The sequence below is a fragment of the Actinoplanes sp. NPDC004185 genome, assembly GCF_053603475.1.
The window spans coordinates 33,675-59,181 of sequence record NZ_JBSGFR010000001.1; the positions used below are offsets into that span (position 1 = coordinate 33,675).

24 protein-coding genes are annotated in these 25,507 nt (G+C 72.9%); 7 read left to right on the forward strand and 17 right to left on the reverse strand.

What is annotated here, in order from left to right:
• The first annotated feature begins 12 nt into the window (after positions 1–12).
• Positions 13–1,257 (forward strand): YbiU family protein, encoded by a 1,245-nt coding sequence (locus tag ACWEOZ_RS00135; protein WP_451908558.1) that lies wholly within the window; start codon positions 13–15, stop codon positions 1,255–1,257.
• Here the strand turns inward: ACWEOZ_RS00135 and ACWEOZ_RS00140 are convergent.
• Both ACWEOZ_RS00140 and ACWEOZ_RS00145 read right to left on the reverse strand, forming a co-directional pair.
• Positions 1,214–1,885, reverse strand: coding sequence for a LuxR C-terminal-related transcriptional regulator (locus ACWEOZ_RS00140; protein ID WP_451908559.1), 672 nt, complete (start codon positions 1,883–1,885; stop codon positions 1,214–1,216). The genes ACWEOZ_RS00135 and ACWEOZ_RS00140 overlap by 44 nt on opposite strands.
• Positions 1,886–3,847, reverse strand: a complete 1,962-nt coding sequence (locus ACWEOZ_RS00145) for a sensor histidine kinase (protein ID WP_451908560.1) — start codon at positions 3,845–3,847, stop codon at positions 1,886–1,888. It abuts the gene before it with no gap.
• A gap of 153 nt (positions 3,848–4,000) precedes the next feature.
• Between ACWEOZ_RS00145 and ACWEOZ_RS00150 the strand changes: the two genes are divergently transcribed.
• On the forward strand, positions 4,001–4,309 hold the full coding sequence (locus tag ACWEOZ_RS00150; protein WP_451908561.1) for a hypothetical protein: 309 nt from the start codon (positions 4,001–4,003) through the stop codon (positions 4,307–4,309).
• 19 nt (positions 4,310–4,328) lie between these two features.
• On the opposite strand, the gene dinB is transcribed toward ACWEOZ_RS00150, so the two are convergent.
• Positions 4,329–5,519 (reverse strand): DNA polymerase IV, encoded by a 1,191-nt coding sequence (gene dinB / locus ACWEOZ_RS00155; protein ID WP_451908562.1) that lies wholly within the window; start codon positions 5,517–5,519, stop codon positions 4,329–4,331.
• 53 nt (positions 5,520–5,572) lie between these two features.
• Between dinB and ACWEOZ_RS00160 the strand changes: the two genes are divergently transcribed.
• Together ACWEOZ_RS00160 and ACWEOZ_RS00165 are read left to right on the forward strand one after the other, a co-directional pair.
• Complete coding sequence (locus tag ACWEOZ_RS00160) at positions 5,573–5,989, forward strand: cupin domain-containing protein (RefSeq protein ID WP_451908563.1); 417 nt, start codon at positions 5,573–5,575, stop codon at positions 5,987–5,989.
• Positions 5,990–6,086: 97 nt separating this feature from the next.
• Entirely contained in the window at positions 6,087–6,473 is a 387-nt protein-coding gene (locus ACWEOZ_RS00165; RefSeq protein ID WP_433720906.1) for an Hsp20 family protein, read from the forward strand.
• 57 nt (positions 6,474–6,530) lie between these two features.
• Here ACWEOZ_RS00165 and ACWEOZ_RS00170 read toward each other — a convergent pair whose 3' ends face one another.
• Positions 6,531–7,193 (reverse strand): carbohydrate-binding protein, encoded by a 663-nt coding sequence (locus tag ACWEOZ_RS00170; protein WP_451908564.1) that lies wholly within the window; start codon positions 7,191–7,193, stop codon positions 6,531–6,533.
• Positions 7,194–7,512: 319 nt separating this feature from the next.
• Here ACWEOZ_RS00170 and ACWEOZ_RS00175 point away from each other — a divergent pair, with 319 nt between their 5' ends.
• Positions 7,513–8,703, forward strand: a complete 1,191-nt coding sequence (locus ACWEOZ_RS00175; protein ID WP_451908565.1) for a beta-1,3-glucanase family protein — start codon at positions 7,513–7,515, stop codon at positions 8,701–8,703.
• 51 nt (positions 8,704–8,754) lie between these two features.
• On the opposite strand, the gene ACWEOZ_RS00180 is transcribed toward ACWEOZ_RS00175, so the two are convergent.
• The gene (locus ACWEOZ_RS00180) at positions 8,755–9,282 is read right to left on the reverse strand and encodes a DUF3558 family protein (protein WP_451908566.1); all 528 of its coding nucleotides are present in this window, start codon (positions 9,280–9,282) and stop codon (positions 8,755–8,757) included.
• A 108-nt stretch (positions 9,283–9,390) separates the two neighbouring features.
• Entirely contained in the window at positions 9,391–10,296 is a 906-nt protein-coding gene (locus ACWEOZ_RS00185) for a TIGR03619 family F420-dependent LLM class oxidoreductase (RefSeq protein ID WP_451908567.1), read from the reverse strand.
• Between the two features lie 113 nt (positions 10,297–10,409).
• Here ACWEOZ_RS00185 and ACWEOZ_RS00190 point away from each other — a divergent pair, with 113 nt between their 5' ends.
• Entirely contained in the window at positions 10,410–11,342 is a 933-nt protein-coding gene (locus ACWEOZ_RS00190) for a GNAT family N-acetyltransferase (RefSeq protein ID WP_451908568.1), read from the forward strand.
• Between the two features lie 15 nt (positions 11,343–11,357).
• Here the strand turns inward: ACWEOZ_RS00190 and ACWEOZ_RS00195 are convergent, their stop codons facing one another.
• Together ACWEOZ_RS00195 and ACWEOZ_RS00200 are read right to left on the reverse strand one after the other, a co-directional pair.
• The gene (locus ACWEOZ_RS00195) at positions 11,358–11,795 is read right to left on the reverse strand and encodes a TIGR03618 family F420-dependent PPOX class oxidoreductase (protein WP_451908569.1); all 438 of its coding nucleotides are present in this window, start codon (positions 11,793–11,795) and stop codon (positions 11,358–11,360) included.
• Positions 11,792–12,496, reverse strand: a complete 705-nt coding sequence (locus ACWEOZ_RS00200; protein WP_451908570.1) for a tetratricopeptide repeat protein — start codon at positions 12,494–12,496, stop codon at positions 11,792–11,794. The genes ACWEOZ_RS00195 and ACWEOZ_RS00200 overlap by 4 nt, the downstream gene beginning before the upstream one ends.
• 80 nt (positions 12,497–12,576) lie before the next feature.
• Between ACWEOZ_RS00200 and ACWEOZ_RS00205 the strand changes: the two genes are divergently transcribed.
• Positions 12,577–13,506 (forward strand): hypothetical protein, encoded by a 930-nt coding sequence (locus ACWEOZ_RS00205; protein WP_451908571.1) that lies wholly within the window; start codon positions 12,577–12,579, stop codon positions 13,504–13,506.
• Here the strand turns inward: ACWEOZ_RS00205 and ACWEOZ_RS00210 are convergent, their stop codons facing one another.
• The 9 genes from ACWEOZ_RS00210 to ACWEOZ_RS00250 all read right to left on the reverse strand — a co-directional run bounded on the left by ACWEOZ_RS00210 (position 13,507) and on the right by ACWEOZ_RS00250 (position 25,479).
• The gene (locus tag ACWEOZ_RS00210; protein ID WP_451908572.1) at positions 13,507–14,148 is read right to left on the reverse strand and encodes an SDR family oxidoreductase; all 642 of its coding nucleotides are present in this window, start codon (positions 14,146–14,148) and stop codon (positions 13,507–13,509) included.
• 9 nt (positions 14,149–14,157) lie between these two features.
• The gene (locus tag ACWEOZ_RS00215; RefSeq protein ID WP_451908573.1) at positions 14,158–14,877 is read right to left on the reverse strand and encodes a hypothetical protein; all 720 of its coding nucleotides are present in this window, start codon (positions 14,875–14,877) and stop codon (positions 14,158–14,160) included.
• A gap of 33 nt (positions 14,878–14,910) precedes the next feature.
• Positions 14,911–15,957 (reverse strand): LacI family DNA-binding transcriptional regulator, encoded by a 1,047-nt coding sequence (locus ACWEOZ_RS00220; RefSeq protein ID WP_451908574.1) that lies wholly within the window; start codon positions 15,955–15,957, stop codon positions 14,911–14,913.
• Positions 15,958–16,054: 97 nt separating this feature from the next.
• Positions 16,055–17,326 (reverse strand): DUF1996 domain-containing protein, encoded by a 1,272-nt coding sequence (locus ACWEOZ_RS00225; RefSeq protein ID WP_451908575.1) that lies wholly within the window; start codon positions 17,324–17,326, stop codon positions 16,055–16,057.
• A 57-nt stretch (positions 17,327–17,383) separates the two neighbouring features.
• On the reverse strand, positions 17,384–19,144 hold the full coding sequence (locus ACWEOZ_RS00230; RefSeq protein ID WP_451908576.1) for a discoidin domain-containing protein: 1,761 nt from the start codon (positions 19,142–19,144) through the stop codon (positions 17,384–17,386).
• Between the two features lie 267 nt (positions 19,145–19,411).
• Positions 19,412–20,056, reverse strand: a complete 645-nt coding sequence (locus ACWEOZ_RS00235) for an alpha/beta hydrolase (RefSeq protein ID WP_451908577.1) — start codon at positions 20,054–20,056, stop codon at positions 19,412–19,414.
• Between the two features lie 48 nt (positions 20,057–20,104).
• Positions 20,105–21,430, reverse strand: coding sequence for a hypothetical protein (locus ACWEOZ_RS00240; RefSeq protein ID WP_451908578.1), 1,326 nt, complete (start codon positions 21,428–21,430; stop codon positions 20,105–20,107).
• Positions 21,420–22,670, reverse strand: coding sequence for a type III PLP-dependent enzyme (locus tag ACWEOZ_RS00245; RefSeq protein ID WP_451908579.1), 1,251 nt, complete (start codon positions 22,668–22,670; stop codon positions 21,420–21,422). The genes ACWEOZ_RS00240 and ACWEOZ_RS00245 overlap by 11 nt, the downstream gene beginning before the upstream one ends.
• 40 nt (positions 22,671–22,710) lie before the next feature.
• Positions 22,711–25,479, reverse strand: coding sequence for a putative bifunctional diguanylate cyclase/phosphodiesterase (locus ACWEOZ_RS00250; RefSeq protein WP_451908580.1), 2,769 nt, complete (start codon positions 25,477–25,479; stop codon positions 22,711–22,713).
• Positions 25,480–25,507: the final 28 nt, after the last annotated feature.

A 25,507-nucleotide genomic window follows, 5' to 3' on the forward strand; every position in this document is an offset into this window, starting at 1 on the left:
ATGGAGGCAGCGATGCACACCGCCCCGGACGACATCCCCCGCGCCATCCGTGAGACCAAGGCCGAGCTGCGCAAGCGGATCGGCGATGTCACCGGCGCCTTCGCGCGGGCCGAGGCCGCGGTGCGGGCCGAGGTCGCCGAGGTGGTCGCGCAGCGCGACCGCGGCGAGCAGGTCTGGCCGGTCATCCGGTTCGCCGACATCGCCGCCGGCACGGTGCCGGCCGATCTCGTCGAGGCGGTACGCCGCCGCGGCTGTGCCGTGGTCAAGGGCACCTTCGGCCGGGACCGCGCCGAGGGCTGGGACGCCGAGCTGGTGTCGTACCTGGACCGCAACGACTTCGCCGGCAAGTACCGCTACCTCGACGACGGCATCTTCGGCGGGCTGTCCGCGAGCAAGCCGTCGATCTTCCCCATCTACTGGTCACGTCCGCAGATGGAGGCCCGTCAGGACGACAACATGGTCGCCGTACGCGGCTTCCTCAACTCCTTCTGGAAGCACGAGTCCGAGGGGCGGGTCTGGTTCGACCCGGCCCGCGACACGGCGTACCCGGACCGGGTCCGGCGCCGCGAGCCCGGCACCGACTCCGCCGGGCTGTCCGCGCACACCGACTCCGGCTCGATCGAGCGGTGGCTGCTCCCGGCGTACCAGAACGTCTTCCGGCACGTCTTCGCGGGCAACCCCGAGGCGTACGACCCGTGGGACGGCGCCTACCGCACCGAGGTGCACGAGTTCGAGTCCACGGTCATGTGCTCGGCGTTCCGCACGTTCCAGGGCTGGACCGCGCTGTCCGACATGGCCCCGACCGAGGGCGTGCTGCACGTCGTGCCGATCCCCTCGGCGATGGCCTATCTGCTGCTGCGGGCCCTGCAGGACGATGTGGCCGACGACGACCTGTGCGGGGCGGCCAACGGCCAGGCGCTGCCGATCAGCGAGCGCTGGCACCCCGCGCTGATGCCCGCCCTCACGCCGATCCCCGCGGTCGAGCCGGGGGACACCGTGTGGTGGCACGGCGACATGATCCACTCTGTCGGCGCGGTGCGGGACCAGCAGGGCTGGGGCAACGTCATGTACATCCCGGCCAGCCCGTACTGCGAGAAGAACGCCGCCTACGCGGCCGAGTGCGGTCAGGCGTTCCTGCGCGGCGTCAGCCCGAGCGACTTCGCCGCCGAGGACTACGAGGTCGACTGGGCCGGCCGGCCGGCCGCCGACGAGCTCAGCCCGACCGGCCGCGCGCAGCTGGGTCTGCGGGCGGGCTGAGGTAGGCGAGCACGGCCAGCACCCGGCGGTGGCTGTCGCCGGTGTCGGGCACCCGCAGTTTCTGCAGGATGCTGCGCATGTGGGTCTCGACCGTCCGCTCGGCCAGCGTCAGGCCGGCGGCGATGGCCCCGTTGGACCGGCCCTCGGCCGCCAGCGCCAGCACCTCGGCCTCGCGCGGCGTCAGCACGGCCAGCGGGTCGGCGCGACCGGTCGAGGCCAGCAGGGCCGAGACCACCTCCGGGTCGAGGGCTGACCCGCCGGCGGCGACCCGCCGGATGGCGTCCAGGAAGTCGTCCACGCCCAGCACCCGGTCCTTGAGCAGATAGCCGAAGCCGCCGGTCGCCACCAGCGGCACGCAGTGCCGGGTCTCGACGTGCTGGGAGAGCAGCATCATCGGCAGATCCGGGTGCGCGTCGCGGAGCCGGCGGGCCGCCAGGGCGCCGTCCACCGTCATCGTGGGCGGCATCCGCACATCGATGATCACGAAGTCCGGCCGGTGCCGGTCCACGGCGTCGTCGAGCAGATCGGCGGCACCGACCGCGGCGACCACCTCGTGCCCGCCCTCGGCCAGCAGCCGCCGCAGGCCCTCCCGGAACAGCGCCGAGTCCTCGGCCAGCACGATGCGCACTCAGATCACCGCCTCGACGGTGGTGCCGCCACCGGCCGGGCTGCGCACGGTCAGCTCGCCACCGATCGACAGGACCCGGTCGCGCGCAGACATCAGCCCGAATCCGGGCCGGGCCCCGCCCACGCCGTCGTCGGAGACCTCGATGCGGAGTCCGGACTCCTGCTCCCGGACCATCACCGCTATCCCGGTGGCCCCGGCGTGCTTCATCGCGTTGGTCAGGGCCTCGGCGACCACGAAGTACGCCGTGGTCGCCACCACCTCCGGCGGATCGACGTCGGGAACTGTCACTGTGACGGGCACCGAGCTGTCCGTGGCCAGCGCCCGCAATGCCGCGGGGAGGCCGTCCTCCAGCCGGGCCGGGCGTACCCCGTGGGCCAGCCGCCGCAGCTCGGCGACGGTGTCGCCGAGCGTGGTCACGGCGGTCTCCAGATCCTGGTGGGCGGGCTGGTCCGGGGCGATGCCGCGCTGCACCGACCGCAGGCGCATGCCGACCGCGATGAGCTGTTGCTGGGCGCCGTCGTGCAGATCGCGGGCCAGCCGCTGCCGTTCGGCCGCCCCGGCCAGCGCGAGCCGGGCCTGGCCGGCCCGGGTCTCGTCGAGCGCCAGCCGCAGCTCCAGCCGCAGCCGGCTCACCTCGATCGGCAACCGGGCCTGGACGGCCGCCTCACGGGCCCGCCGCAAGCGCCGCGCGGACGCCAGCCCGAGCACGATGACGCCCACCTCGGTGTCACCCGTGGTCAGCGGCACGCGGACGGCTCCGGGCGCGACCTGCGACGGTTCCCCGGCCGGATCGACGTACTGGTCGGCCGCGCTGCCCGGCAGCCGCACGAGCAACCGCAGACCCGGATCGCCGAGCACGGTACGCAGCACCGTCTCGGCCTCCTCGGGCTGCGCGGTGCCGCCGCGCACCTGCCGCACGAACTGCTCCACCCGGGCCCGGGTGACCGTGCGCTCGCGGTCCACGACCCGGCCGACCAGCTCGTTGATGAGCCGGTGCAGCGGCAGCAGGCACATGGCGGTGACGAAGGCCGCGCCGGTCAGCCCGACCCGCGAGTCACCGCCGGCCGCGTCGGCGACCGCGAACACCACCCCGGCGAAGATCGCGGCGGAGAGCACCGACGTGACCACCCAGGCCAGCGTGGTGCCCAGCAACCGGTCGACGTCGAAGAGGTCGTGCCGCACCACCGCGACCGCGATGGCGGCGGGCACGGCGAGCAGCATCGCGGCCAGGAACCCCAGGTACGCGACGGCGACCGGGGCACCGAGCAGCTCGGCGATCCAGCCACCGGCCAGCAGCACGGGCACAGTGCCCGCGCCGAGCACCAGCCAGCGCAGCTGCGTCCGTACCGTCTCGCCGCCGGCCCGGTAGCGCACGACCAGGCTGCCGACCGCCAGGCCGAGCGCGACCAGAGCCGCGCAGAAGGCCGGGATGGCGACGGATGCGAAGACGGCGTCCGGCACCTCGAGGCCCGGGCTGCGGAGGCCGGGCGGGTAATCACCAGAATCGGGCCGCAGCAGCGAGACGACCGCGTGCACGGTCAGCGCGGCGGCCACGCTGAAGACGGCGGCGAGCCGCCGGCGCCGGCCGGGCAGCATCCCGTCCGGGAACACCAGGCAGAGAGCGACGAAGCCGGCCAGATTCCACACCCAGGCGCCGAGCTGGAAGGTGTAGACCCAGCGGGCGGCCGGCCAGGGATCGGCCGTCAGCGCGGTCGCGCCCCAGCTCTCGACCGCGAAGACCGCCGCCGGCGCGGCGCCGACCCAGCTCAGCGCGGCCCCGACCGGGCTGCCCGGCACGCGCCGGTGCAGCAGCAGGCCGGTCACCACCGGTACGGCCAGCAGGCACGTCTGCACCGCCCAGTCCACGACCGAGGAGTTGAGCGGGGCCGACACCGAGACGGCCACGGCGAAGACCAGCCCGGGCACCAGCGCGCCCCGGCGCAGCATCGTCCGGGCGCCCATCCGAACATCCTGGTCCACCGGACGGTTCCCGTCATCAGTGTCAGCACTTAGCCGCGTGCACTCGGGCGGGTCCGGCGCCGGCCCGGATGTGCGCGCGGGTGCCGTCCGGCCAAGGTGAAGCGGTCACCAGCGCCGCCCTCGGAAGGAAACGTCATGGAACTGATCGTCACTGTGCTGCTCGCGTTCCCGCTCGGCTTCGCCCTGCGCTCGCGGACGGCGGCCTATCTGGCCTTCATCGCCGTGCACTCGTTCGTGTTCACCTTCCAGAGCCTGCAACTGCTCCGGGCCTGGACGGCCGGCGACACCTCGGCCTTCGCGGCCGACGCCGACACCGTCCCGTGGTCGTACCTGCTGGTCAACGCGGTCATCTACGCCGCCGGGCTCGGCCTGGTCGCCCTGGGCCACCGGGTGCGCAGCCGGCGGGCGAACCGTCCGGCGCAGGCGGCCGACCTGGCCGCTTGAACCCTCGCGCCCGCGGTGCTCAGTCGGGCAGGATCGGCACCGACGGATTGAGGTCGCGGCCCAGCGACGCCGCCCGGGTCACCGAGGACGAGCCGAACCTGTCCCGGACCGCGTCCAGCGCGGTGTCCAGACTGTCGGCCACCGGCACGTCGAACGGCAGCTCCAGCTGCACCGCGCCGTCGCTGTCCAGGTTGCCGACCGCGACGCCGACCAGGGTCAGGCCGCGCTCGTCGATCAGCGGCCGGGCCTCGGTCAGCAGCTGACGCGCCGTGGTCAGGATGGCGCTGGTCTGCATGGTCGCCTTGAGCAGGCTGCGCGAGCGGGTGGCCCGGGTGAAGTCGCCGAAGCGCAGCCTCAGGGTGATCGTGCGGCCGGCCCGGTGGGCCGAGCGCATCCGGCGGGTGACCCGGTCGACCAGGGCGGCCAGGGTCGCGTCGATCTCCTCGAACGGGCGCGGCCGGCGACCCAGCGCGCACTGCGAGCCGATCGAGCCGCGCCGGTGGCCGGTGCGGACCCGGCGGGGGTCACGGTTGTGGGCGAGCGCGTGCAGGTGCCGGCCGGCGTGCGCGCCGATCATGGTGACCAGGGCGGCCTCGCCGATGCGGGCCACGTGCCCGACGGTCAGGATGCGGTGCTCGCGCAGCTTGCCCGCGGTGACCGGGCCGACGCCCCAGAGGCGTTCGATCGGCAGCGGGTGCAGGAACGCGAGCTCCTCGCCCGGCGGCACCACCAGCAGGCCGTCCGGTTTGCCCACGGCGCTGGCCACCTTGGCCAGGAACTTCGTGCGGGCCACGCCCACGGTGATCGGCAGGCCGACCCGCTCGCGGACCTCGGTGCGCAGCCGGGCGGCGATGCCGGCCGGGGTGCCGCTGATCCGGTGCAGCCCGCCGACCTCCAGGAAGGCCTCGTCGATGGAGATGCCCTCGACGATCGGGGTGGTGTCGCGGAAGACCTCGAAGACGGCCTTGCTGGCCGCCGAGTACGCCGACATCCGCGGCGGGACCACGAGAGCGTGCGGGCACAGTGCGCGGGCCTGGGCGATGCCCATCGGGGTGCGGACGCCGTACGCCTTGGCCTCGTAGCTCGCGGCCAGCACGACCCCGCCGCCGACCAGGACCGGGCGACCCCGCAGGGCGGGGTCGTCCCGCTGCTCGACCGACGCGTAGAACGAGTCGAGGTCGGCGTGCAGGATGGTCGCCTGGTCGGGCACCGCGTCATCTTCGCACACCTGTTCGAATTCGGCGACGCGCGAGGATGGGGGACATGACGACGCGACCGCCGCTGGCCGAGAAGCTCGATCTGCAGCCCCACCCCGAGGGTGGCTGGTACCGCGAGACCTTCCGGTCCGCGGTCACCATCCGGCCCGAGGGGTACGCGGGCCCGCGCGCCGCCGCCACCGGCATCTACTTCCTGCTCCAGCCGGGCGAGTTCTCCGCGTGGCATGTGGTGGCCTCCGACGAGCTGTGGTTCCTGCACTCGGGCTCGCTGGAGTTGCGCTACGGCGGCGCCGGCCCGGACCCGGTGGAGGGCGGCGAGACGGTGGTGCTCACCGCTGACAATCCGCAGGCGCTGGTGCCCGCCGGGGTGTGGCAGAGCGCGTATCCGGCCGGTGATGAGCCCGTGCTGGTGAGCTGCGTGGTGTCGCCGGGCTTCGACTTCGCGGACTTCCGGCTGGCCTAGTGTCGCAGCTCACGGGCCGTTCAGGAAGTACCAGGGGGGTACCCCGGTTATCCAGGTTGAGTGCAACACGCTCAACCTTGAACCGGAGGAATCTGCCATGGTGCTGCGTACCGATTTCGACCGCCTGACCACCCGCGTCTTCGACTCCGCCACCCGTAGCGCCGGTGCCCGCCTGGACGCCTACCGCGAGGGTGACTCCTTCTTCATCGACATCGATCTGCCCGGCGTCGACCCGGCCGGCATCGACATCACCGTGGACCGCAAGGTGCTCACCGTGCGGGCCCAGCGCAAGCGGGCCGAGCGCGACGGCGTGCAGTACGTCGTGACCGAGCGCCCGATGGGTCCGGTCAGCCGGCAGGTCTTCCTGTCCGACTCGCTGGACACCGACCGGCTCGACGCCCGCTACGACAACGGCGTGCTCACCCTGAGCATCCCGGTGACCGAGAAGGCCAAGCCGCGCAAGTTCGAGGTCGCCGCCGCCTGACGTCTCAGGTGTCACTCCCGGGGCCGCGCGCCGATCGAGGCGCGGGGCCCCGGCGCGTCAGTGGGCGAACGCGAAGTAGTTCACGTTGACGAACTCGGCGGCGTCGTCGCGGGCGAAGGTGAGGAAGACGGTGTGCCGCCCGGTGGTGGGCTCGATGTCAGCACTGCGGGACTGCCACTCCTGCCAGCCGCCGGTGTCCTCGACCGGCACGGCCCCGGCCGGGGCGTTGCCGGGGCTGTCCAGGCGCACCTCGATCCGGCCACCGCCGCCGTCCACGTCGGAGGCCAGCCGGACGGCGACCTCGGTGGCCGGCTCGGTGCCGAACTCCACGTCGTCGAAGCGCAGCCAGTCGCCGTTGCTGATCCAGCCGATGTTCTGCCCGCCGCCCTCGTCCTCGGTCTCCTGGAACTGGGTGCCCTGCTGGCCGGCGGCCGTCTCGGCCTGGATCACCGCGTAGGCGTCGACGCCGCCGGGCGCCGGGGTCCTCGGTGACGGGGAGGGCTCCACCGGAGGGGCGGCCGGCTCCGACGGGGACGACGCCACCGACGGAGGGGCGACGACCGCGGCGGCGGCCGGGGTGTCCGATCCGCCCTGGAGCCGCCCGATCAGGTAACCGAGCAGGACGAGGGCCAGTCCGGCCGCGGCGAGCGCGAGCCGGTTACGGGTGACCCGCGACCGGGAGTGATAGACCCCGGGCGGCGGGGAGGCTGGAGTAGTCATCGGCTCAGCAGGATAACGCAGCGGCCGGCCTTTTTCGAAAAGCGTCGACCATGGACGCTGAGCTGCGGTAACGGGCCGAAGTGCCGGTGGGCGAGGGCTGTGCTATCGGCGGGGACATCGGCCGGCGTCATCGGTTGACATCTTTCGGAGGCCGTACCAAGCTCGGTGAGAGCGCTCTCACTGGTTGCGGAGCGTGATGGCCGGGACGCACCCCCCTTCCTTGTCCGCCCCCGAAGCGGCCCGGCCGACGCCGGATCCCTCCCGCGCGGATGTCCTCCCGCCGGGCCGGTGTCATCCGGGGGCCGACAGTTAGGTGCTCATGCGTCTCAACCGCAGATCTCTGCTCGGGCTCGTCGTCGCGGCGGTCGCCATCCCCGCCGCCGTCGCGGTGATCCCCACCGCCCAGGCCGCCACCGGCCCCGACCTGCTCCCGCTCACTGTCACCAACAACTCCGGCCGCGGCGAAGCCACCCACCTGTACGTGCTGGGCGTCAGTGGCGGCAAGCTCGGCTACGTCACCGAGGGCGGCACCTTCACCCCGTGGACCGGCGGGGCCAACCCGCCCGCCCCGGCACCCGACGTGTCGATCGACGGCCCGGCCGACGGGGCCAGCAGGACGATCCCGGTGCCGAAGGGCCTCTCCGGCCGGATGTACATGGCGTTCGGCGACAAGCTCGACTTCAGGATCAGCCAGGACGGCGGACTCGTGCAGCCCGCGCCGTGGGCGGCCGGCGACCCCAACAGCGACATCCTGTTCGACTGGAGCGAGTTCACCTACAACGACTCCGGCATCTGGCTCAACAGCTCCCAGGTCGACATGTTCGCCGTGCCGCACGCGGTCAGCGTCACCAGCTCCGACGGCACGACCGCGGTCACGGGTCAGCTCAAGCCCGGCGGGCGCAACGCCGTCATCGACGCCGTGAAGGCCGACCCGTCGTTCAGCGGCCTCGTCCGGACCCGCGCCGACGGCACCGTGCTGCGCGTGCTGGCTCCGGGCAAGGGCGCCGACGGCGGTGACTTCGACCCGGACTACCTGGCGTCCTCCATCGACAAGGCCTGGGCCGCGTACGAGAACACCGACCTCACCGTGAAGCCCTTCGCCGACCAGCCCGGCAAGATCTTCACGGGCCGGACCAGCGGCGCCGTCATGACCTTCACCGACGCCACCGGCGCCCAGGTCGCGACGTTCACCAAGCCGACCACGGCGCACGTCTGGGGGTGCGACGGCAACCTGGCCGCCCCGAACGACCTCGTCGTCGGCCCGATCGCGCGCAGCCTGTGCGCGGCGCTGCAGCGGACGACCCTGGGCACCCAGGCCGTCGAGCCGAGTACCGACGCGTCGACGTTCTACCGCAACGAGCCGACCAACCTGTACAACAAGGTGATCCACGAGCAGATGGTCGACGGCAAGGCGTACGCGTTCGCCTTCGACGACGTGGCGAACCAGGAGTCGCTGGTGCACAGCGGCGACCCGGCCGCGATCGGCATCACGCTCACGCCGTTCGAGTAGGACCGTGCGGGTACGGCGCACCGGGAGTCCTCGGTGCGCCGTACCCGTCACTCAGATCTTCGGAATGAGCACCTGAGCGACCGCCGTCGCCTCGGCCAGGTTCTCGTCGTCGCTGTCGCCGCGGCTGTAGACGTCGATCGAGACCGTGCCGTAGAGCACGTAGAGGTGCCCGGCCAGCTGGAACGCCCGCTCACCGAGGTCGTTGACCGGCGTCGCGTCGGCGATCTTGACGGTGAAGTCCTGCTCGGTGGTCCGGCTCAGGAAGACGGCCAGCTGCCCACCGGCCTGCTGCCACTGGCAGAAGCGGGTGCTGTCGCCGGCCGGCAGCCCGTCCTCGTCGAGCTGGGTGATCTCCCGCCCGGTCAGCTCGGTGACCTGCTTCTTGCTGAGCAGCGTGCACGGGTCCGGGATGTCACCGGCGTCCTTGACCGAGTCACCCAGTCCACTGGCGGCGGTCGGCGACGGGGCGGCCGGTGACGGGGCAACCGGCGGGGAAGCCGTCGAGGTTTGCTCCACCGCACCGCAGCCCGTCAGGGCGAGACAGGCGACGAGGGCGGCGAACGGGCGGCGGTGGTTCATGGCTCTCCCTGGGTTCACGCCGCGCGGTACGGCGTCCGCCCAGGTTGCCGCGTCCGGCCGGGCACCGGAAGAGCCGGTGCGCCCAGCTGGCACGGAGGCAGGAGAACTTCAGCCGTTAGGGGCGAGGGCGGACAGGATCTCCTCGGCCCGCTCCCCGGCGGCCCGCGGGTCGCCGTCCGGTGAACCGATGAACGGGTCCCAGTTCAGGTCGTAGAACAGCTCGGTCACGCCGGCCTCGGCGTAGAGCTGGGCGCCGGCCCGGATCTGGTCCCAGGTGCCCGACAGCGGCACGCCGTCCTCGCGCAGCCCGGCCTTGACCACGCCGCGCACCACGATCCGGAGGGCGTCCGGGTCGCGGCCCGACTCCTCGGCCGCGCGCCGCACGATCTGCGCACCCCGCGCGATGTCCTCGAGACCGGCCCGGCTGCTGCTGACCCAGCCCGCGGCGATCCGCCCGGCGCGGCGCAACGCGGCATCCGCCGTGCCGCCCAGCAGGATCGGCGGGCCCCCGGGCTGCACCGGCGCGGGAGCCATGACGCTCGGCGGCACGGTGTAGAACTCCCCGTCGAAGTCGACGTGCTCACCGGTGAACAGCGCGCGCAGCACGCGCAGATACTCCTCCGTGCGCCGGCCGCGGGGATTCGGGTCCGAGCCCGTCGCCACGAACTCCACCTCGGACCAGCCGGTCCCCAGACCCAGGTCGAACCGGCCGCCGGAGAGCACATCGAGCGTGCTCGCCTGCTTGGCGAGGTAGGTGGGGGAGAGGTAGGGCAGGTTGATGACGGCGACCCCGAGGCGGATGTCCGTGGTGCGGGCGGCCGCGTAGGTCAGCGCCAGCAGCGGATCGAGCACGCTGCGGTAGACCGGCTGCAGATTCTGCTCGTCGCCGGCCAGCAGCCGCTGGAACGACCACAGCCCGTGGTAGCCCAGCTCCTCGGCCCGCATCGCGAACCCGGTCAGGGACAGGGGATCCGCCCACACCCCGGAGACCGGGCATCCGCAGCTGATCAACATGCGGTTCACCGTACTGCGCGCCGATCGGATGCGCCCGGGGCCGCGGTGCACAATCGACGCAAGTTCCCATCCGGTCGGGAGAGGGCCGCCGCTTGTCGCTGACGCTCGCAGAGATGAACCCGGACGACTTCGTGCGCCGCCGGGCGCTGCTGGTCGCGAGCTACGCGCAGGCGATCACCACGGCTCGGGCGCTGACTCCCGCGCAGGCGCGGGCCGAGGCCGAGCGGGACGTCGCCGAGAGACTGCCGCGCGGACCGGCGACCCGCGGCCAGCTACTGCGCAAGGCCCTGGTGGACGGCACCGAGGTCGGCTGGATCTGGCTGTCGATGCCCGGCACGACCGTGCCGGACATCGCCTGGATCAACGACGTCGAGGTCGATCCGCCGTTCCGGTCCCGGGGGTACGCCGGCGCGATCATCACCGCCGCGGAGGCGGAGCTCGTCGCCCGCCGCGTGCCGGCGATCGGCCTCAACGTCTTCGGTGACAACGACACAGCCCGTCGCCTCTACGAGCGGCTCGGCTTCGAGGTGACCGCGGAGCAGCGCTCGCGCTCGCTGGCCGAGGTGCCCCGGGCCGAGGGGATCGAGCTCGTGCCGATGGCCGACTACCGGAGCCGGATCGAGGCGCTGTTCGCCGACTACGCCCAGGATCTGGTGCACGAGCGGGGCCTGTGGCACGGCGAGGCCGAGGACCGGGCGGCCCGCAGGCTGGCCGAGCTGCTCCCCGACGGGGCGCGGACCCCGGGGATGCTCCTGCGCACGGTGGTGGCCCGGGGCGTACCGGTCGGATGGGTCTGGGCCGGTCTGCCGGCGCCGCCGCGGGTCGCCCTGGGCTGGCTGCACAACATCGAGATCGACGAGCCCTACCGCCGCCGGGGTCACGGCCGCGCGGCCATCGCCGCGGTCGAGGCCGAGCTGGCGCGGCGGGGCGTCGGCACGATGGGCCTCAACGTGCACGGTGCCAACACCGGGGCCCGCCGGCTCTACGCCCGGCTGGGCTACCGCCTGCTGGCCCAGCAGATGGCCAAGCACCTACCGGCCCGGTGACCCGCGCGGCGGGCGTCAGTTGCTGTAGATCCGGGTGGGGCTGATCAGCACGGCGGTGCGCCGCTGCTCGGCCATCACCCGGTCGTACTCGGCCCAGTCGTCGTGGGAGCCGCCGGCCGCGATGAAGATCTCGCGCAGCAGCAGGCGCAGCCGGTCGGCGTCCAGCCACGGCCGGGCGTCGTCCGGGCCGGCCAGCTCGGCGTGGCCCTCGACCGTGGCCCACTGCCAGCCGCTGCGGAACGCCGTCGTGACCTGGGGGCGGGCCCGCAGGTTGGCCAGCTTGACCCGGCCGTACGTGACGAAGGCCAGCACCTGCTCACCGGTGCCGGGATGGGCCACGACGCCGGCGTTCACCAGCGAGGACTGGATCGTCCCGTCGGCGCGCAGGGTGGAGACGATGGCCAGGCCGCTCTCGTTCGCGGCCAGGCTCCACGCCTCGGACAGGGTTGTCACCGTTCGGCCTCCGCCTTGTCGAGGAAGTCCTGCATCCAGGCGACGCGGTGCGGGCTCAGGCCGGCCTCCCGGCCCTGGGCGACCGCTTCCCGGACGTGCGCCAGCCCCTGCTCGCGCAGCCCGTCGGCCAGCTCGGCGATGCCCAGGGCCATCGTGCCGCCCGGGATCCAGCGCGGGTCGCCGAGCTCGGCGCGCAGCTCGTGCGAGATGCGCAGGTGCTCCAGCGCCTTGTCGGACTGCAGATCGGACGCCGCGTAGTAGAAGCCGACGTGGCGGTGCACCTCGGAGCGCAGCAGCAGGTCGCCGTACCGGTCGGCCAGGTCGAGGGCCTCCCAGTAGTACGGCATGGCGGCATCCCAGTCCTGGCGCAGCACCTGGTGGACCAGCCCGACACCGAACAGCGACTCGGCCGTGCCCGCCGGGTCGCCGAGGCCGCGCCGGATCTCCAGGGCCTGCCGGAAGAGGGCCTCCTCACCCTCGCTGTCGGCTTTGCCGAGGTCGTCGTCCTCCAGCGCCCGGAAGTGCATGAGCATCGCCTGCCGGTCCAGCACCGCGGCCTCGAGGGCCCGGTCGCCGTCGGCCCGGGCCTGGGTCAGCAGCTCCTCGAAGGTCCGCTCGGCCGCCTCGTAGTCCCCGGTCCGGAACGCGGCCTCGACCATCGCCTCGTTGCCGGCCGCCAGTGTGTCCCCCGTTGTCCCCATCCTTCGCAGGCTACCGGCGGATCGGCGCCCAGGCTGACCGCCCGCGCGTTTGCTTGCCCCGGCCTGCTCGAATCAAGGGCGTGACCGAGGACATCGAAACCCGCCTGACCGCGCTGGCCGGACTGGTCCGCGAGGCCGAGCTGCTCCGCGCCCGCCGGGCCCAGCTGGACCAGCGTCTCACCGAGCAGGTGACCGCCCTCGCCGAACTGCGCGCGACGTGGGCCGGGGAGGTCCGCGACGTCGAGCGCCTCGAGGGCCTCTCGCTGTCCCGGGTGCTGGTTGCCCTGCGCGGCGCGCACGCCGAGGAGCTGTCCCGCGAGCAGGGCGAGGCCGACGCGGCGCGCTACCGGGTCGCCGAGGGCGAAAGCCGGCTGGCTGCCCTCCGCGCCGAGCAGGCGGCCGTCGACGCGCGGCTGGCCGAGCTGGCCGACCTGCCGGCCCGCTTCGCCCGGGCGGTCGACGACAAGGAGAGCCACCTGCGCCGGACCGGTGGCCCGCAGGTCACCCGGTTGCTGGCCCTGGCCGGGGAACGCGGCCGGGTGGAGGCGGAGCTGCGCGAGCTGCACGAGGCCGGCCGGGCCGCCGACACCGCGCTGGGCGCGCTGGCCGAGCTGCGCCGGCAGCTCGACCGGCTCTCGGGCCGCCAGACGAGCAACAATCTGCTCGGCGGCGCGGTGGCGCTGGGCGCGCCGGACTGGCTCGACGGGGTCGCCCGGTCGGCGGCGTACGCCGACCGCTGCCTCGTGGTGCTGCACACCGAGCTGGCCGACGTCGGCCTGGCCCGGCCGCTGGGCCACGCCCCGCGGCCGGTCGTCGCACCCACCGGCGTCGCGCAGGTCTTCTTCTCGGACCTGCTCATGCGGGACCAGATCAACCAGGCGATCCGCAACACCGACGGTTCGGCCGGGGTGGTCGCGCAGGTACGCCAGGACGTCGACCAGCGCACCGAGACGGCCCGCGCCCACTGGAGCGGACTGATGCGCGAGCGGCAGGACCTGCTGACGGCGTGACTACAGCGCGGCGAGCGCCTCGGGGATCGGGGTGTCGCCGGCGAACAGCTCGAACGTGGCGCCGATGGTGGCCGGCGTGGTCAGCACGGCAGCCAGCACCGCCGCCACGTCGTCCCGCGGGACCGGCCCCCGGTGGCCCAGCTCGGCCGAGACCCGGACCAGGCCGGTGCCGGGATCGTCGGTGAGCGAGCCCGGGCGCACGATCGTGACGTCGAGTCCGCTCGCCCGGACGTAGTCGTCGGCCTCGGCCTTGGCCTGCAGATAGGCCCGCATCGACTCGCCCGCGGAGTCCGGCCGGTCGGCGCCGATCGAGGAGACCATGACGTAGCGGCGTACCCCGGTGGCGCGGGCCGCGTCGGCGAGCTTGACCGCGCCACCCAGGTCGACCGTCCGCTTGCGCTCAGCCCCGCTGCCCGGCCCGGCGCCGGCCGCGAACACCACGGCGTCGGCGCCCTGCACGTACGCGTCCAGCGTCGCGTCGTTCTCCAGGTCACCGACGACCGGGACCGCACCGAGCGCGGTGAGGTCGGCGGCTTGGGCGGGTGAGCGGATGAGGCCACGGGCGGTGTGCCCCTGACCGGCCAGCAGTCTGAGCAGGCGGAGCGCGACCTTGCCGTGGCCGCCGGCGACGAGAATGTCCATGACTCTGTTCTACTCCGCCGGCTGCGGCACCGGCTGGAACGCGACGTCGGTCACGTCGGCCGCGAGCTCGGTGAAGTCGGTGCCGTAGGCGGCCGGCTCGACGATGCGCAGCACCAGCGCGAAGGGGCGGTCGGCGCCGTACCGGCGGGCCAGCTCGGGGTGGTGGGCGGCCAGGTAGCGGGCGCCGGCCAGGTTGCTGCCGGCGCTCAGGCCACCGATGAAGAAGACCGGGTGTCCACCCGCCGGTCCCCAGAACCGGGCGAGCAGGACGTAGCTGGTCTCCGGGGTGAGGACGTACTCGGTGCCGCCCACGGTGAACGACAGGCGGGGCTTCTCGTCGTCGAAGACCGCATACGTCACGCCGCGCAGGATCGTGCGTACGTGGGTGGCGCTGCGCGGGCTGGCGTCGCCGGGGCCGCCGACGCAGAACTCGGTGAGCCGGCCGATCTCGCCGGTGGGCTGGTTCTCCCCGACCCGGTCGGCGTGCGCGCCGCACTCGCGGGCGATGGTAGCCAGCTCCACCAGCGCGGCGACGTCGCGGCGGTGCACGCTGAACTCGCGCGGTGAGGAGGCGTGCCGGGACACCACCAGCAGGCAGCTCGCTCCCTCGGTGAGACCGAAGAAGGCGCGTTCGCGGCTCAGCTTGCGGCGGCGCAACAGGAAGCCGGCGAGCCAGACGGCCGTGCCGGCGATGACGCTCGCCAGGAGATTGATCGCAAGGTCGCCCACGCGGTCATGATGGCCGATGTCGTCGACCGGGCTTCACGCGGACTCGCGGACCACCAGCGTCGGCTGGAAGGTCACCGAGCGCGGCAGCCGGCCGGGCGCGGCGATGTGGGCCATCAGCACCTCGGCCATCTCGGCGGCCATCTCCTCGACCGGCTGCCGGATGGTGGTCAGCAGCGGCCGGCAGTCGAGGGCGGCGCTGCTGTCGTCGAAGCCGACCACGGCGATGTCGTCGGGGACCCGGCGGCCGAGATCCTGCACCGCCCGCAGCGCGCCCTCACTCATCAGGTCGCTGGCCACGAACAGGCCGTCGATGTCGGGGTGCTCGGCGAGCAGCCGGCGGGCGCATTCCTCGCCGCCGTGCCGGGTGAAGTCGCCCTCGATCGACGGCACGTCGCCCAGGCCCCGGTTGGCCAGGAAGGACCGGAAGCCGTCGAGCCGGTCGGAGCCGGCCGGGATGTCCAGCGGCCCGCTGATCGTGGCCAGCCGGCGGCAGCCGCGGCTGAGCAGGTGCTCGGCGGCGAGCCGGGCGCCCAGCCGCTGATCGACGTCGACGAAGCTGGCGGCCAGCGGCGACGCGGGCCGGGCCGAGACGACGGCCGGGATGCCCAGCTCGTGCACCTGCCGGGGCAGCGGGTCCTGCTCGTGGCTGCTGATCAGCAGCACCCCGTCGACGTGGCCCTGGCGCAGGTAGCGGATGACGTGGTGGTGGTCCGTCGAGTCGGTCGGGATGATCACCAGGTGCACGTCGTGCGGGCGCAGCGCGCCGGTGGCGCCGGCGGTGATCCGGCCGAAGTACGGATCCGTGAAGATCCGGTTGAGGAACGAGGAGTTGTGCGGCCGGTCGGGCTCGGAGATCACCAGGGCCACGGAGTTCGACTTGCGGGTGACCAGCGAGCGGGCCGCCACGTTGGGCACGTAGCCGGTGTCGGCGATGGCGCGCTGGACGATCTCGCGGATCTTGGCGTCGACGCTGGGGGCGCCGTTGATCACCCGGGAGACGGTGGCCCGCGACACCCCGGCCGCCTCGGCGACCTGGTCCATCGTCGGGTGCTGCCCTGCGCGGGAGGGCCGGGTAGTCATGGCGTCTGTTATAGCACCAGGCGTTTTTTGCTTGAGAGCGCTTTCACGCCCGGAGCCGCCGGGGCGGCGACGAGCCCCGGCGGCTGCGGACGTCATCTCACGGCCGTCCGTTCGTGCCGCACTTGACGATGATCCGGATGCAGTCGTTGACCCGGCGGGCCATCTCCTCCACCGGCCAGGCGTTGAAGAAGTCGCCGTGCATGCTGTACCCGTTGCCGGACGCCAGCCGGAAGTTCGCCGTGCTGCCGTTGACCGGGTAGCGCATGACCTGCCGCAGCTTCGGCACGACGACCGGGTGGGTCGCCGGGCAGGCCGCGTTGACCGGGTACGCCATGTGACTCTTGTGGTCCGGCGAGTCCAGGTCGCGGCCGTTCCAGCACTGCGGGAAGTCGAGGTACGACTCCAGCATCGTGCCGGCCGGACACTCCACGAAGTCGTGCGACGAGCCCACCTGCCCGGCGTGCAGGCACGACCAGCGTGAGTTCGACGCGTCGGCCGGGCCGGTCGCCTTGGCGTTGCCGGCCACGATCCGCAGGCCGAACGGCAGCGGCTGGGCCTGCGCGATCAGGTCGTCCCGGACGCCCTCACCCAGGTAGTAGAAGATGCCGGTGGTCGGCTCGACCGGGGTGTTGCCGTTGTAGAAGGTCGGGATCCAGTACGACGACTTGTCGATCGACGGGTTGCAGTTGCTGTTCGCGTTGAACAGGTCGTTGACGGTCGAGTTCGCGTTGGTCACCGTGCTGCCGAAGAAGCTGTGCATGTGCGAGGCGCCCGGCATGTTCGGGAACACGATCGGGTCGTCCGGCAGCCGGTGGCTGAACGGGCAGTCGGCGAGGAACTCGGCCACCCGGACGGCGCCGGGCGGGATCGTCGGCGGGGGAGCGGTGCCGCCGCCGCTGCCGTACACCTCGAACTCGGCCAGCGAGACACCCCACTGGGTGGCGCGGGCGGTGGACTGCAGCCGGACGTAGCGTCCGGAGCCGGTGACGGCGACGGTCTGCCGGCCGCCGGTGCCGGCGACGTTGGCCTTGATCGTGGTCCACGAACTGCCGTCGGCCGAGGTCTGCAGGTTGAAGGTGCGTGAGTACGCCGTCTCCCAGTCCAGCACCACCGAGGAAAGGGTGGCGGTGCCGCCGAGGTCGACCTGCAGCCACTGCGGGTCGCTGAACGCGCTGGACCAGCGGGTGCCGGGGTTGCCGTCGACGGCGTTGGAGGCCGGGAAGGCCGCGGACTCGAGGGAGGAGGCCGTGGCCGGCCGGTTCGCCGACAGCAGCCCGTCGGCGGCGCTGGCCGAGCCCTGGGTGATGGCCACGAAGCCGGTGAGGATGGTCGCGACTGCGGCCGCGGTGAAAAGACGTCGTTTGCGCATGGGGATCCTTCCTGGGCCGGGGCGGGCGGGGAAACCCGCCCCGGCGCGGGGGTCAGCTCACTTGTAGACGCGGACGTAGTCGACGAGCATCCGGGCCGGGAACGGGGTGGAGGCGTCGATGGGACCGGGGAAGTCGCCGCCGACGGCCAGGTTGAGGATGACGTAGAACGGGTGGTCGAAGATCCACGGTCCGCGGGTCGCCTCGACGGTCGCCTTGCTGGCGTAGAACACCTGGTTGCCGTCGAGCAGGAACTTGATGCCCTTGCTGTCCCACTCCGCCGCCCAGACGTGGAAGTCCTGCGACAGGTCCACGGTGGCGTACTTCTGGCCGTAGCCGCCGGCCCCGTTGTACTGCGGGGCGTGCAGCGTGGAGTACGCCTCGCTGGTGTTGCGGCCGAGGACCTCCATGATGTCGATCTCGCCGTTGTACGGCCACGGGCGGCCGGTGAGGAAGTCGGCGCCCATCATCCAGAACGCGGGCCACAGGCCGTTGCCCTTCGGCACCTTGATCCGGGCCTCGACCCGGCCGTACTGGGTGGTGAACTTGCCGGCGGTGTTCATCCGGGCCGAGGTGTACTCGCGGCCGTTGGAGGCTTCCTTGCGGGCCTCGATGACGAGCTGGCCCTGACCGTTCATCTGCGCGTTGTTGCTGTTCTCGGTGTAGTACTGGACCTCACCGTTCTGCGGCACGCCCGGGTCGTAGGTCCACTTGGCCGTGCTCGGCTTGGTGCCCGCCGGGTCGTTGAACTCGTCGTTGAAGACCAGCCGGCCGGCCGGGAAGACCGGGTCGGCGGGCTGGGCCGGCGGGGCGGTGGGGGCGCCGCCGGTGCCGTAGACATTGAAGTCGTAGAGCGAGTAGCCGTACGGGGTCGCCCGGGCGGTGCCGTACATCCGCACGTAACGGCCGGTGCCGCTGACGTTCAGGACCTCCTTGAAGCCCTTGCCGGTGGTGGTCGAGTAGATGTCGGTCCAGCTGGTCGCGTTGGGCGAGACCTGGATCTTGTACGAGGTCGCGTAGGCCGGGTCCCACTGCAGCTCGACCCGGCTGATCTGGGCCGTGGCCCCGAGGTCCACGTAGATCCAGCCGGGGTCGACCCAGCCGGTGGTGGAGCTGGTCGCCCAGCGGGTCGCCGGGTCCAGGTCGAAGGCCTTGTTGACCGTGCACGGGTTGCAGTTGACGTCGTTCTGCTCGCTCGACGCCGCACCCGGCTTGTTGTAGGACAGCAGCGTCGCGCCGCCCGCGGGCGGCGGGGTGGTCGGACCGGTCGGCGGGGTGGTCGGCGGGGTGGTCGGCGTGCTGCCGCCCGCGAAGACCTGGAACTCCCACAGCGAGTAGCCGTAGATGGCCAGGGCCCGCTCGGTCAGGTTGAGCCGCACGTAGCGGGTGTTGCCCGCGACCGTGATCGTCTGCTCGCCGGCGTTGCCGCGCAGCGTGCCGGTGGCGTTGGTGAAGGTCGTGCCGTTGGTGGAGAACTGGACCGTGAAGGCGGTCGCGTACGCGGCCTCCCAGTTCAGCTTCACGCTGCTGACCGCCGTGGTGGCACCGAGGTCGACCTGCAGCCACTGCGCGGCCGCGAAGGCGCTGGACCAACGGGTGCCGGTGTTGCCGTCGGTGGCGGCGGAGGCGGGCGTGCCCTCCCATTCGACGGAGGAGGCAGTGGTCGGCTTGCCCTGCGAGACCACGACCTCAGCCGCGTCGGCGTTGCGGACTGTGGCGACCAGATAGGCCGCCAGCAGGCCGAGCAGGGCGAAGGTGAGCGCGGCGACCCGCACGGGCGCCAGGCGGCGCCCGTTACTTCGGAAAACTTCAGGACTCATGGACGGTCCTCCTTGCGGGGAATCAAGAGGTGGGGAAACCAGCGGGATGTGTCGGAGCGGTTTCAGAACTGCTTCGGGGATGAGAAAGCGCTCTTTGGTACGTCACTCTGAACCGCCGGTTAACGGGTGTCAATGCCTGCTAGAGCGTCGGGAAGCGCTTTCTCGTCCGCGTGCTCCGGGCTCGGGGCAGATCGATGCAGGTGAAGAGGGTCGCCCGGCGATCAGCGGTCTCGTCGGCAACGCCAGGTTCCGGAACCGGGCGGAAGGTCAGCGGGCGTGCGCCGCCGGCTGAAGGGCCGTCGTGACGAAGGCGGTGACGAGCCGGGTCCAGAACACCGGCCGCCGCAGCAGGGTGTGCGTCTCACCGGGAACCGGCACGAACGAGGCACCGATCCGGGCTGCGTACGCGGCGGACGACCGCGGGCTCGTCACCCGGTCCGCGTCACCGTGCGCGATCACGATCGTCGCGCCGGGCCGGGGTGCGGGCTCGCCGGCCTCGATCCACGGCGCCAGCGCGCACACGCCGGTCACGCCGGGCTCGCCGGCCAGCCGCAGGGCGACCCGCCCGCCCATCGAGTGACCCACGAGCACTATCGGGGCCCCGGGATGCGACCGGCGCGCCTGCTCCAGGGCCCAGCGGGCGTCGCGCACCGGATCCTCGGCGCCGCCGTTCCAGCCGCGCAACCGGTACCGCAGGGTCCAGACCGCGACATCCTGACCCCGGGTGCTCCAGGCGATCGCCGCGGCGAACGGCACCATCCGCAGATACGCCGGACCCCGGCGCGCCGGAGCGACGCTGGTCTCGCGGCCCCCGGGCAGCAGCAACACCACCGCGCGACCCTGCTCGCGAGGACCGGACATGTCGAGCCCTGGCATCGGCTCGGCGGGGGTCCGGGGCGCAAACGCGGTCATGCCCTCATCACTACCCGTTTTTGCTGTGGAAATCCCGGGAGGGCCTGGTCACTCCGGTATCGGCATCGGCCGGCGGTGCAGCCGCGGCACCGCGGTCACGACCCAGATCAGCAGGGCGACGACACCGAGGGCCAGGACCGCCGCGCTGACCGCCTTGTCGATCGACTGCGCGGTGACCATCATCGGCAGCAGCTTGACCGCCACCGAGCCGCCGAGCGCCCGGACCGACGCGCTGTAGGCCAGCGCCGTCGTGATGCCGTCGGCCGGCGCCTCGTCCGCGACCAGCGCGTCCATGTCGCCCTCGAACGCGGTCTGGCTCACGCCGGCGAGGAACTGGGCGATCAGCACACTGACCGCGTGCATCGGCGCGCCGATCCAGCCGACCAGCATGGCGACACCCCACAGCGTCCAGCGCAGGACGGCCGGCAGCTTCATGGTGCTGATCGCCTCGACCGCCACGGTCGCCAGCAGGCAGCCGAGACTGAACGCGATGGCGGCGCCGGCCACCCAGTGCCGGCCGTGCAGCTCGGTGGTGAGCGGGACGGCGAGCAGGGTCGGTCCCGAGGCGAGCAGCATGATGCCGCCGCCCGCGACGAGCAGCCGGGGCGAGACCGCGAGCCGGCGACGGAGCGGGCGGGCCGGGTTCCGCCGGTGCCCGGTGGTTCCCGGACCGCCGGTGAGGGTGCTGACGGCGTACCGCAGGATCCGGGCGGGCATGATCCGGCGGGCCGCGCCGTGCGGGGTCATCCGGGCCCGCCGCGAGCTGATGATCGTCGGGATCAGCGAGCCCGCGTACGCGATGAAGATCAGCACCAGCGGCCAGCCGGTCGGGTGGCCGTCCGGGCCGGCCGGCAGCAGCGCGCCCAGCCCCGTGCCGGCGGCCTCGACGGCGGCGATGGCCAGGGCGTAGCGCGTCATCGACCCCGGCCGGGCGTCCACCGCCGCGACCTCGGCCCGCATCGCGGCGAAGCCGATCCAGGCCGCCACGTGCATCGCCGTGACCGCGACCGCGATCAGCCAGGACGGCAGGCCGGCGATGAGCCCGGCGAGCGCGCCCACGCGCAGCAGCATCTCCGTGCCGGCGGCCCCACGCAGCAGGGTCCGGCCGGCGTAGCGGCGCGAGAGCCAGCCGGTGACCGGCGCGGACAGCACGACGCCGATGAGCATCGCGGCGTTGTAGAGGGCCGCCTCGGCCAGGCCGCCCCGGGAGACGGCCAGCAGCACGAGGATCGTCCAGCCCAGCGCCATCCCGAACGAGTCGATGACGCCGGACACCACGAGCTCGCGGGCCCGGCCGGCCCGGCGCAGGCCGACCGGTCCGACGCGGCGGTGCCCGCCGCCCCTGGGCTCACGCCGCTTGTGGTCAGCGACCACCGGAGGTTCCGGACCGGACCAGCTCGTCCGTCAGCTCCCGCAGGTCCGGCTCGCCGGTGCCGCCGCCGACGAACAGCGGCGTGGGTGGCGCGAAACCGTTGAAAGCAGAGGCGTAGCTGAGGGTGTAGGCACCCGCCGAGCCGATGTAGACGACGTCGCCCACGTCGATACCGGCCGGCAGCTCGACGCCGTGGAACATCGTGTCCGAGCTGTCGCAGCTGGGACCGGTGATGGTGAAGGGCAGCGTGGGGACCTCGCCGTGACCGGGCACGGACGACCAGATCGGGTAGTCCCAGCCGGTCGGCACCTGGATCGTCTCCATCATGCCGTTGTAGGCGCCGACGTCGACGAAGAGCCAGTCGCGGCCGCCGCGGACCTCCCGGCCGATCACCCCGACGGCCATGACCGCGGCCTCGGCGACCAGGTGCCGGCCGGGCTCGGCGACGAGCAGTTCCGGCCGGTACGGCAGCAGCTCGGCCAGCGCGGGCAGCACCATGGCGCCGATCTCGCCGATCGAGGGCACCTCGGCCTGGTAGCGGGCGGGGAAGCCGCCACCGAGGTCGATCATGTCGAGCCGGATGCCGTCGTCGAGCAGGTCGGCCATGATCGCCCCGGTCGCGCCGAGGGCGTGCCGCCAGGCGGCCGCGGTGCCGCACTGGGAGCCGACGTGGAAGGTGATCCCGTACGGGCGCAGCCCCAGCCGCCGGGCCAGCACCAGCAGGTCACGGGCCTCGGGCAGCTCGGCGCCGAACTTGCGCGACAACGGGAACGAGCTGGCGGTGTCGTCCACCCGCAGCCGCAGGTAGACGGCGCTGCCCGGGGCGTGCTCGGCGATCTTGCGCAGCTCGTTGGCCGAGTCGAAGCTGAAGCGCCACAGCCCGGCGGCGTACGCGGCGGCGATGTGCCCCGGCGCCTTGACCGGGTTGCTGAAGAGCACGCCGGCCGGGTCGACGCCGAGGCGCTCCAGCATCCGCAGCTCACCCAGCGAGGCGACCTCGAAGCTCGCGCCGTGGTCCCGCAGGGTCGCGAGGATCTCGGGCGAGGGGTTGCACTTCATGGCGTAGCACGGCAGTACGCCCGGCAGCGCCGCGGTGAACGCCGACAGCCGGTCCACGACCGTGTCGAGATCGGTGACCAGGTACGGGGTGGGCATGTCGATGACCTCGAGGCAGTGCGGGGACAGCGCGGCCGGCCACTGGGCCGGGAGCTGAGCGCGGGTGCCGGTGAGGGCGGCGGTCATGCGGACTCCTGAACGGTGGTGGGGGTGGGGGTACGGGGGATCAGGCCGGGGCCGGCTGGGCGCCGGCTCCTTCGAGCAGCAGGCGGCCGGCCTCACCGGCGGGCACCGGGCGGGAGAAGTAGAAGCCCTGGGCGAAGGTGCAGCCCATCTCCCGCAGCAAGGCGAGCTGGCCGTACTCCTCGATGCCTTCGGCGACCGTGGACATGCCCAAGCTCTGCCCGAGCTGGACGATGGTGCCGGCCAGCGCGGCGTCGTCGGCCTGCTCGCCGAGCCGCTCCACGAACGAGCGGTCGATCTTGAGCGTGTCCACCGGGAACCGGCGCAGGTAGGCCAGCGAGGAGTAGCCGGTGCCGAAGTCGTCGATGGCCAGCGTGACGCCGAGCGCCTTGAGCCGGACCAGCTGGGCCAGGTTGTCCTCGGTGTCGGTCATCAGCACGCTCTCGGTCATCTCGAGGCAGAGCTGGTCGGCCGGCATGCCGGTCTCGGTCAGCACCTCGCGGACGACGGCCGGCAGGTCGCTGCGGTCGAACTGGCGCACCGACACGTTGACGGCCATCTTGACCGGGCGGCGGCCGTCGCGCGCGGACCACTCCATCGCCTGGCGGCAGGCCTCGTGCAGCACCCAGCGGCCGAGCGGCACGATCAGCCCGGTGGCCTCGGCGATCGGGATGAAGTCGAGCGGGTTGATCAGGCCGCGGGTCGGGTGCTGCCAGCGCACCAGGGCCTCGAAGCCGACGACCCGGCTGTCGGCCATGTCGATGGTCGGCTGGTAGTGCAGCCGGAGCTCGCCGCGCTCCAGCGCCAGGCGCAGGTCGGCCTCCAGCTCCAGGCGCTCGACCAGGCCGGCCAGCATCCGCGGGTCGTAGCTGGCGAAGCCGCTGCCACCCGTGCCCTTGGCCCTGTACATGGCCAGGTCGGCGTTGCGCATGAGCTGCTCGGCGTCGTCGGCGTGCCCGGCCCCGGCCGCACCCTCGCCGAGGGCGGCGTACGCGGCCAGCCCGATGCTGCCCCGCACGTGCAGGTCACGGTCCCCGACGCGGAACGGCTCGTGCAGCTCGTCGACGATGCGCTGGGCCACGATCTCGGCCTCACCCTGGCCGAGCGCCGAGCGGATCAGCACCGCGAACTCGTCGCCGCCGAACCGGGCCACCACGTCGCCGTCGCGCACCGAGGCGGTCAGCCGGTCGGCCACCCGGACCAGCAGCTGGTCGCCGGCCAGGTGCCCGAGGCTGTCGTTGACCTCCTTGAAGCCGTCCAGGTCGAGGAAGAGCACGGTCACGTCGTCGTCCTCGCCGCGCTGCTCCAGCGCCTCGGCCACCCGCTCCCGGAACAGGGCGCGGTTGGCCAGCTGGGTCAGCGCGTCGTGGTACGCCTCGTGCACGAGCTGCTCCTGCAGCTCCTTGCGTTCGCTGATGTCGCGGGTGTTGAGCACCAGCCCGCCGACGTTGGGGTCGCCGAGCAGGTTGGTCACGGTGATCTCGGCCTGGCGCGGACGCTCGTCGAGGTGCGGCAGGGTCAGCTCCAGCACGGTGGTCGCGTACGGCCGCGCGCTCACCGAGCGCAGCGCGTCCAGCAGCCGGGCGGCCGACTCGGGGCTGAACCGTTCGGTGAGGTTGCGGCCGGTGAGCATGGCCGGCGTATAGCCGAAGACCCGCTGCACGGACTCGCTCTGGTACAGCACCACGGCGTCCGTGCCGACCACGGTCACCACGTCGGAGCTGTGCTGCACGAGCGCGTGGAAGCGCTGCTCGCTGGCGTACAGCTCGGCGGTGCGGTCGGCGACGCGGGTCTCCAGGTCGCGGGTCAGGCCGCGGTTCTCCAGCAGGGTGAGCAGCTGCCGGCCGACGATCAGCAGGATCAGCGCCGAGCGGGTGTACGTGACGAACGGGGTGGCCTGCCCGGTGCGGGCGTACCAGGCGATGCTGGTGGCCAGCGCGGCGAGCACGGCCACGTACGGCAGCAGCACCCCGAACGGCTGTCCGCCCTCGCCGTCCACCGGCGCGGGTTCGGTCGCGCCGGCCGTACCGAGCGGCTTGGTGGCGGCCAGCAGGATCAGCGAGAAGCCCGCGAACCAGCCGATGTCGGTGCCGCTGCCCGAGGCGTACGCCCCGGTCAGGTTGAGGTAGGCGTAGCCGATGTCGGAGGCCGCGAAGGCCACGATGCCGGCGGCGACCAGCGCGAGGTGGGCGAAGTCGCGGCCGCGGCGGCGCTGCAGCGCCAGCATGTAGACCACGATCGTCACCATGACGATGTCGCCGAGCGGGTAGGCGAGGCTGAGGTAGAGCGCGAGGACGCTGTCGCCGCCGGCCTTGATCAGCGGTTCGATGACCATGAACCAGGCGATCAGCACCAGCGAGACGGCGACCATCAGGCCGTCGAGCACGCTGCGGGCCCGGTTGGCCAGGGTCTGGGTGGCGACCGGCAGCACCAGCAGGCCGGCCGAGGTCAGCAGGATCATGCCGAGGTAGCCGATGTCGGCCTGCGACGGCAGCGGCACCGAGCCGGTGAACGTCTCCAGCCAGACCGCGCAGGCCTGGCCGGCTCCCCAGGACAGCACGCCCAGGCCGAGCAGGGCCCAGCCGGCCCGCACCCGCCCTCGCAGGGTCGCGGCGCGGAACACGCAGGCCAGGGCGGCCGAGGCGGCGGCGGCACAAAGTCCGAGGTTGGAGATGATCTGGGCGGTGTCCGGCCCGCCCACCCCGGCGCTGAGGACGACACCGAAGGCGGCGACGACGACTGCGACGGTGACGCAGAGCCGTGCCCAGCGGTGGACGCCACGCGGCGTCGGCGGTGCTGTGCTGGCTGCCATCAGACTCATCTCCGGTTCGCTCGGCCCC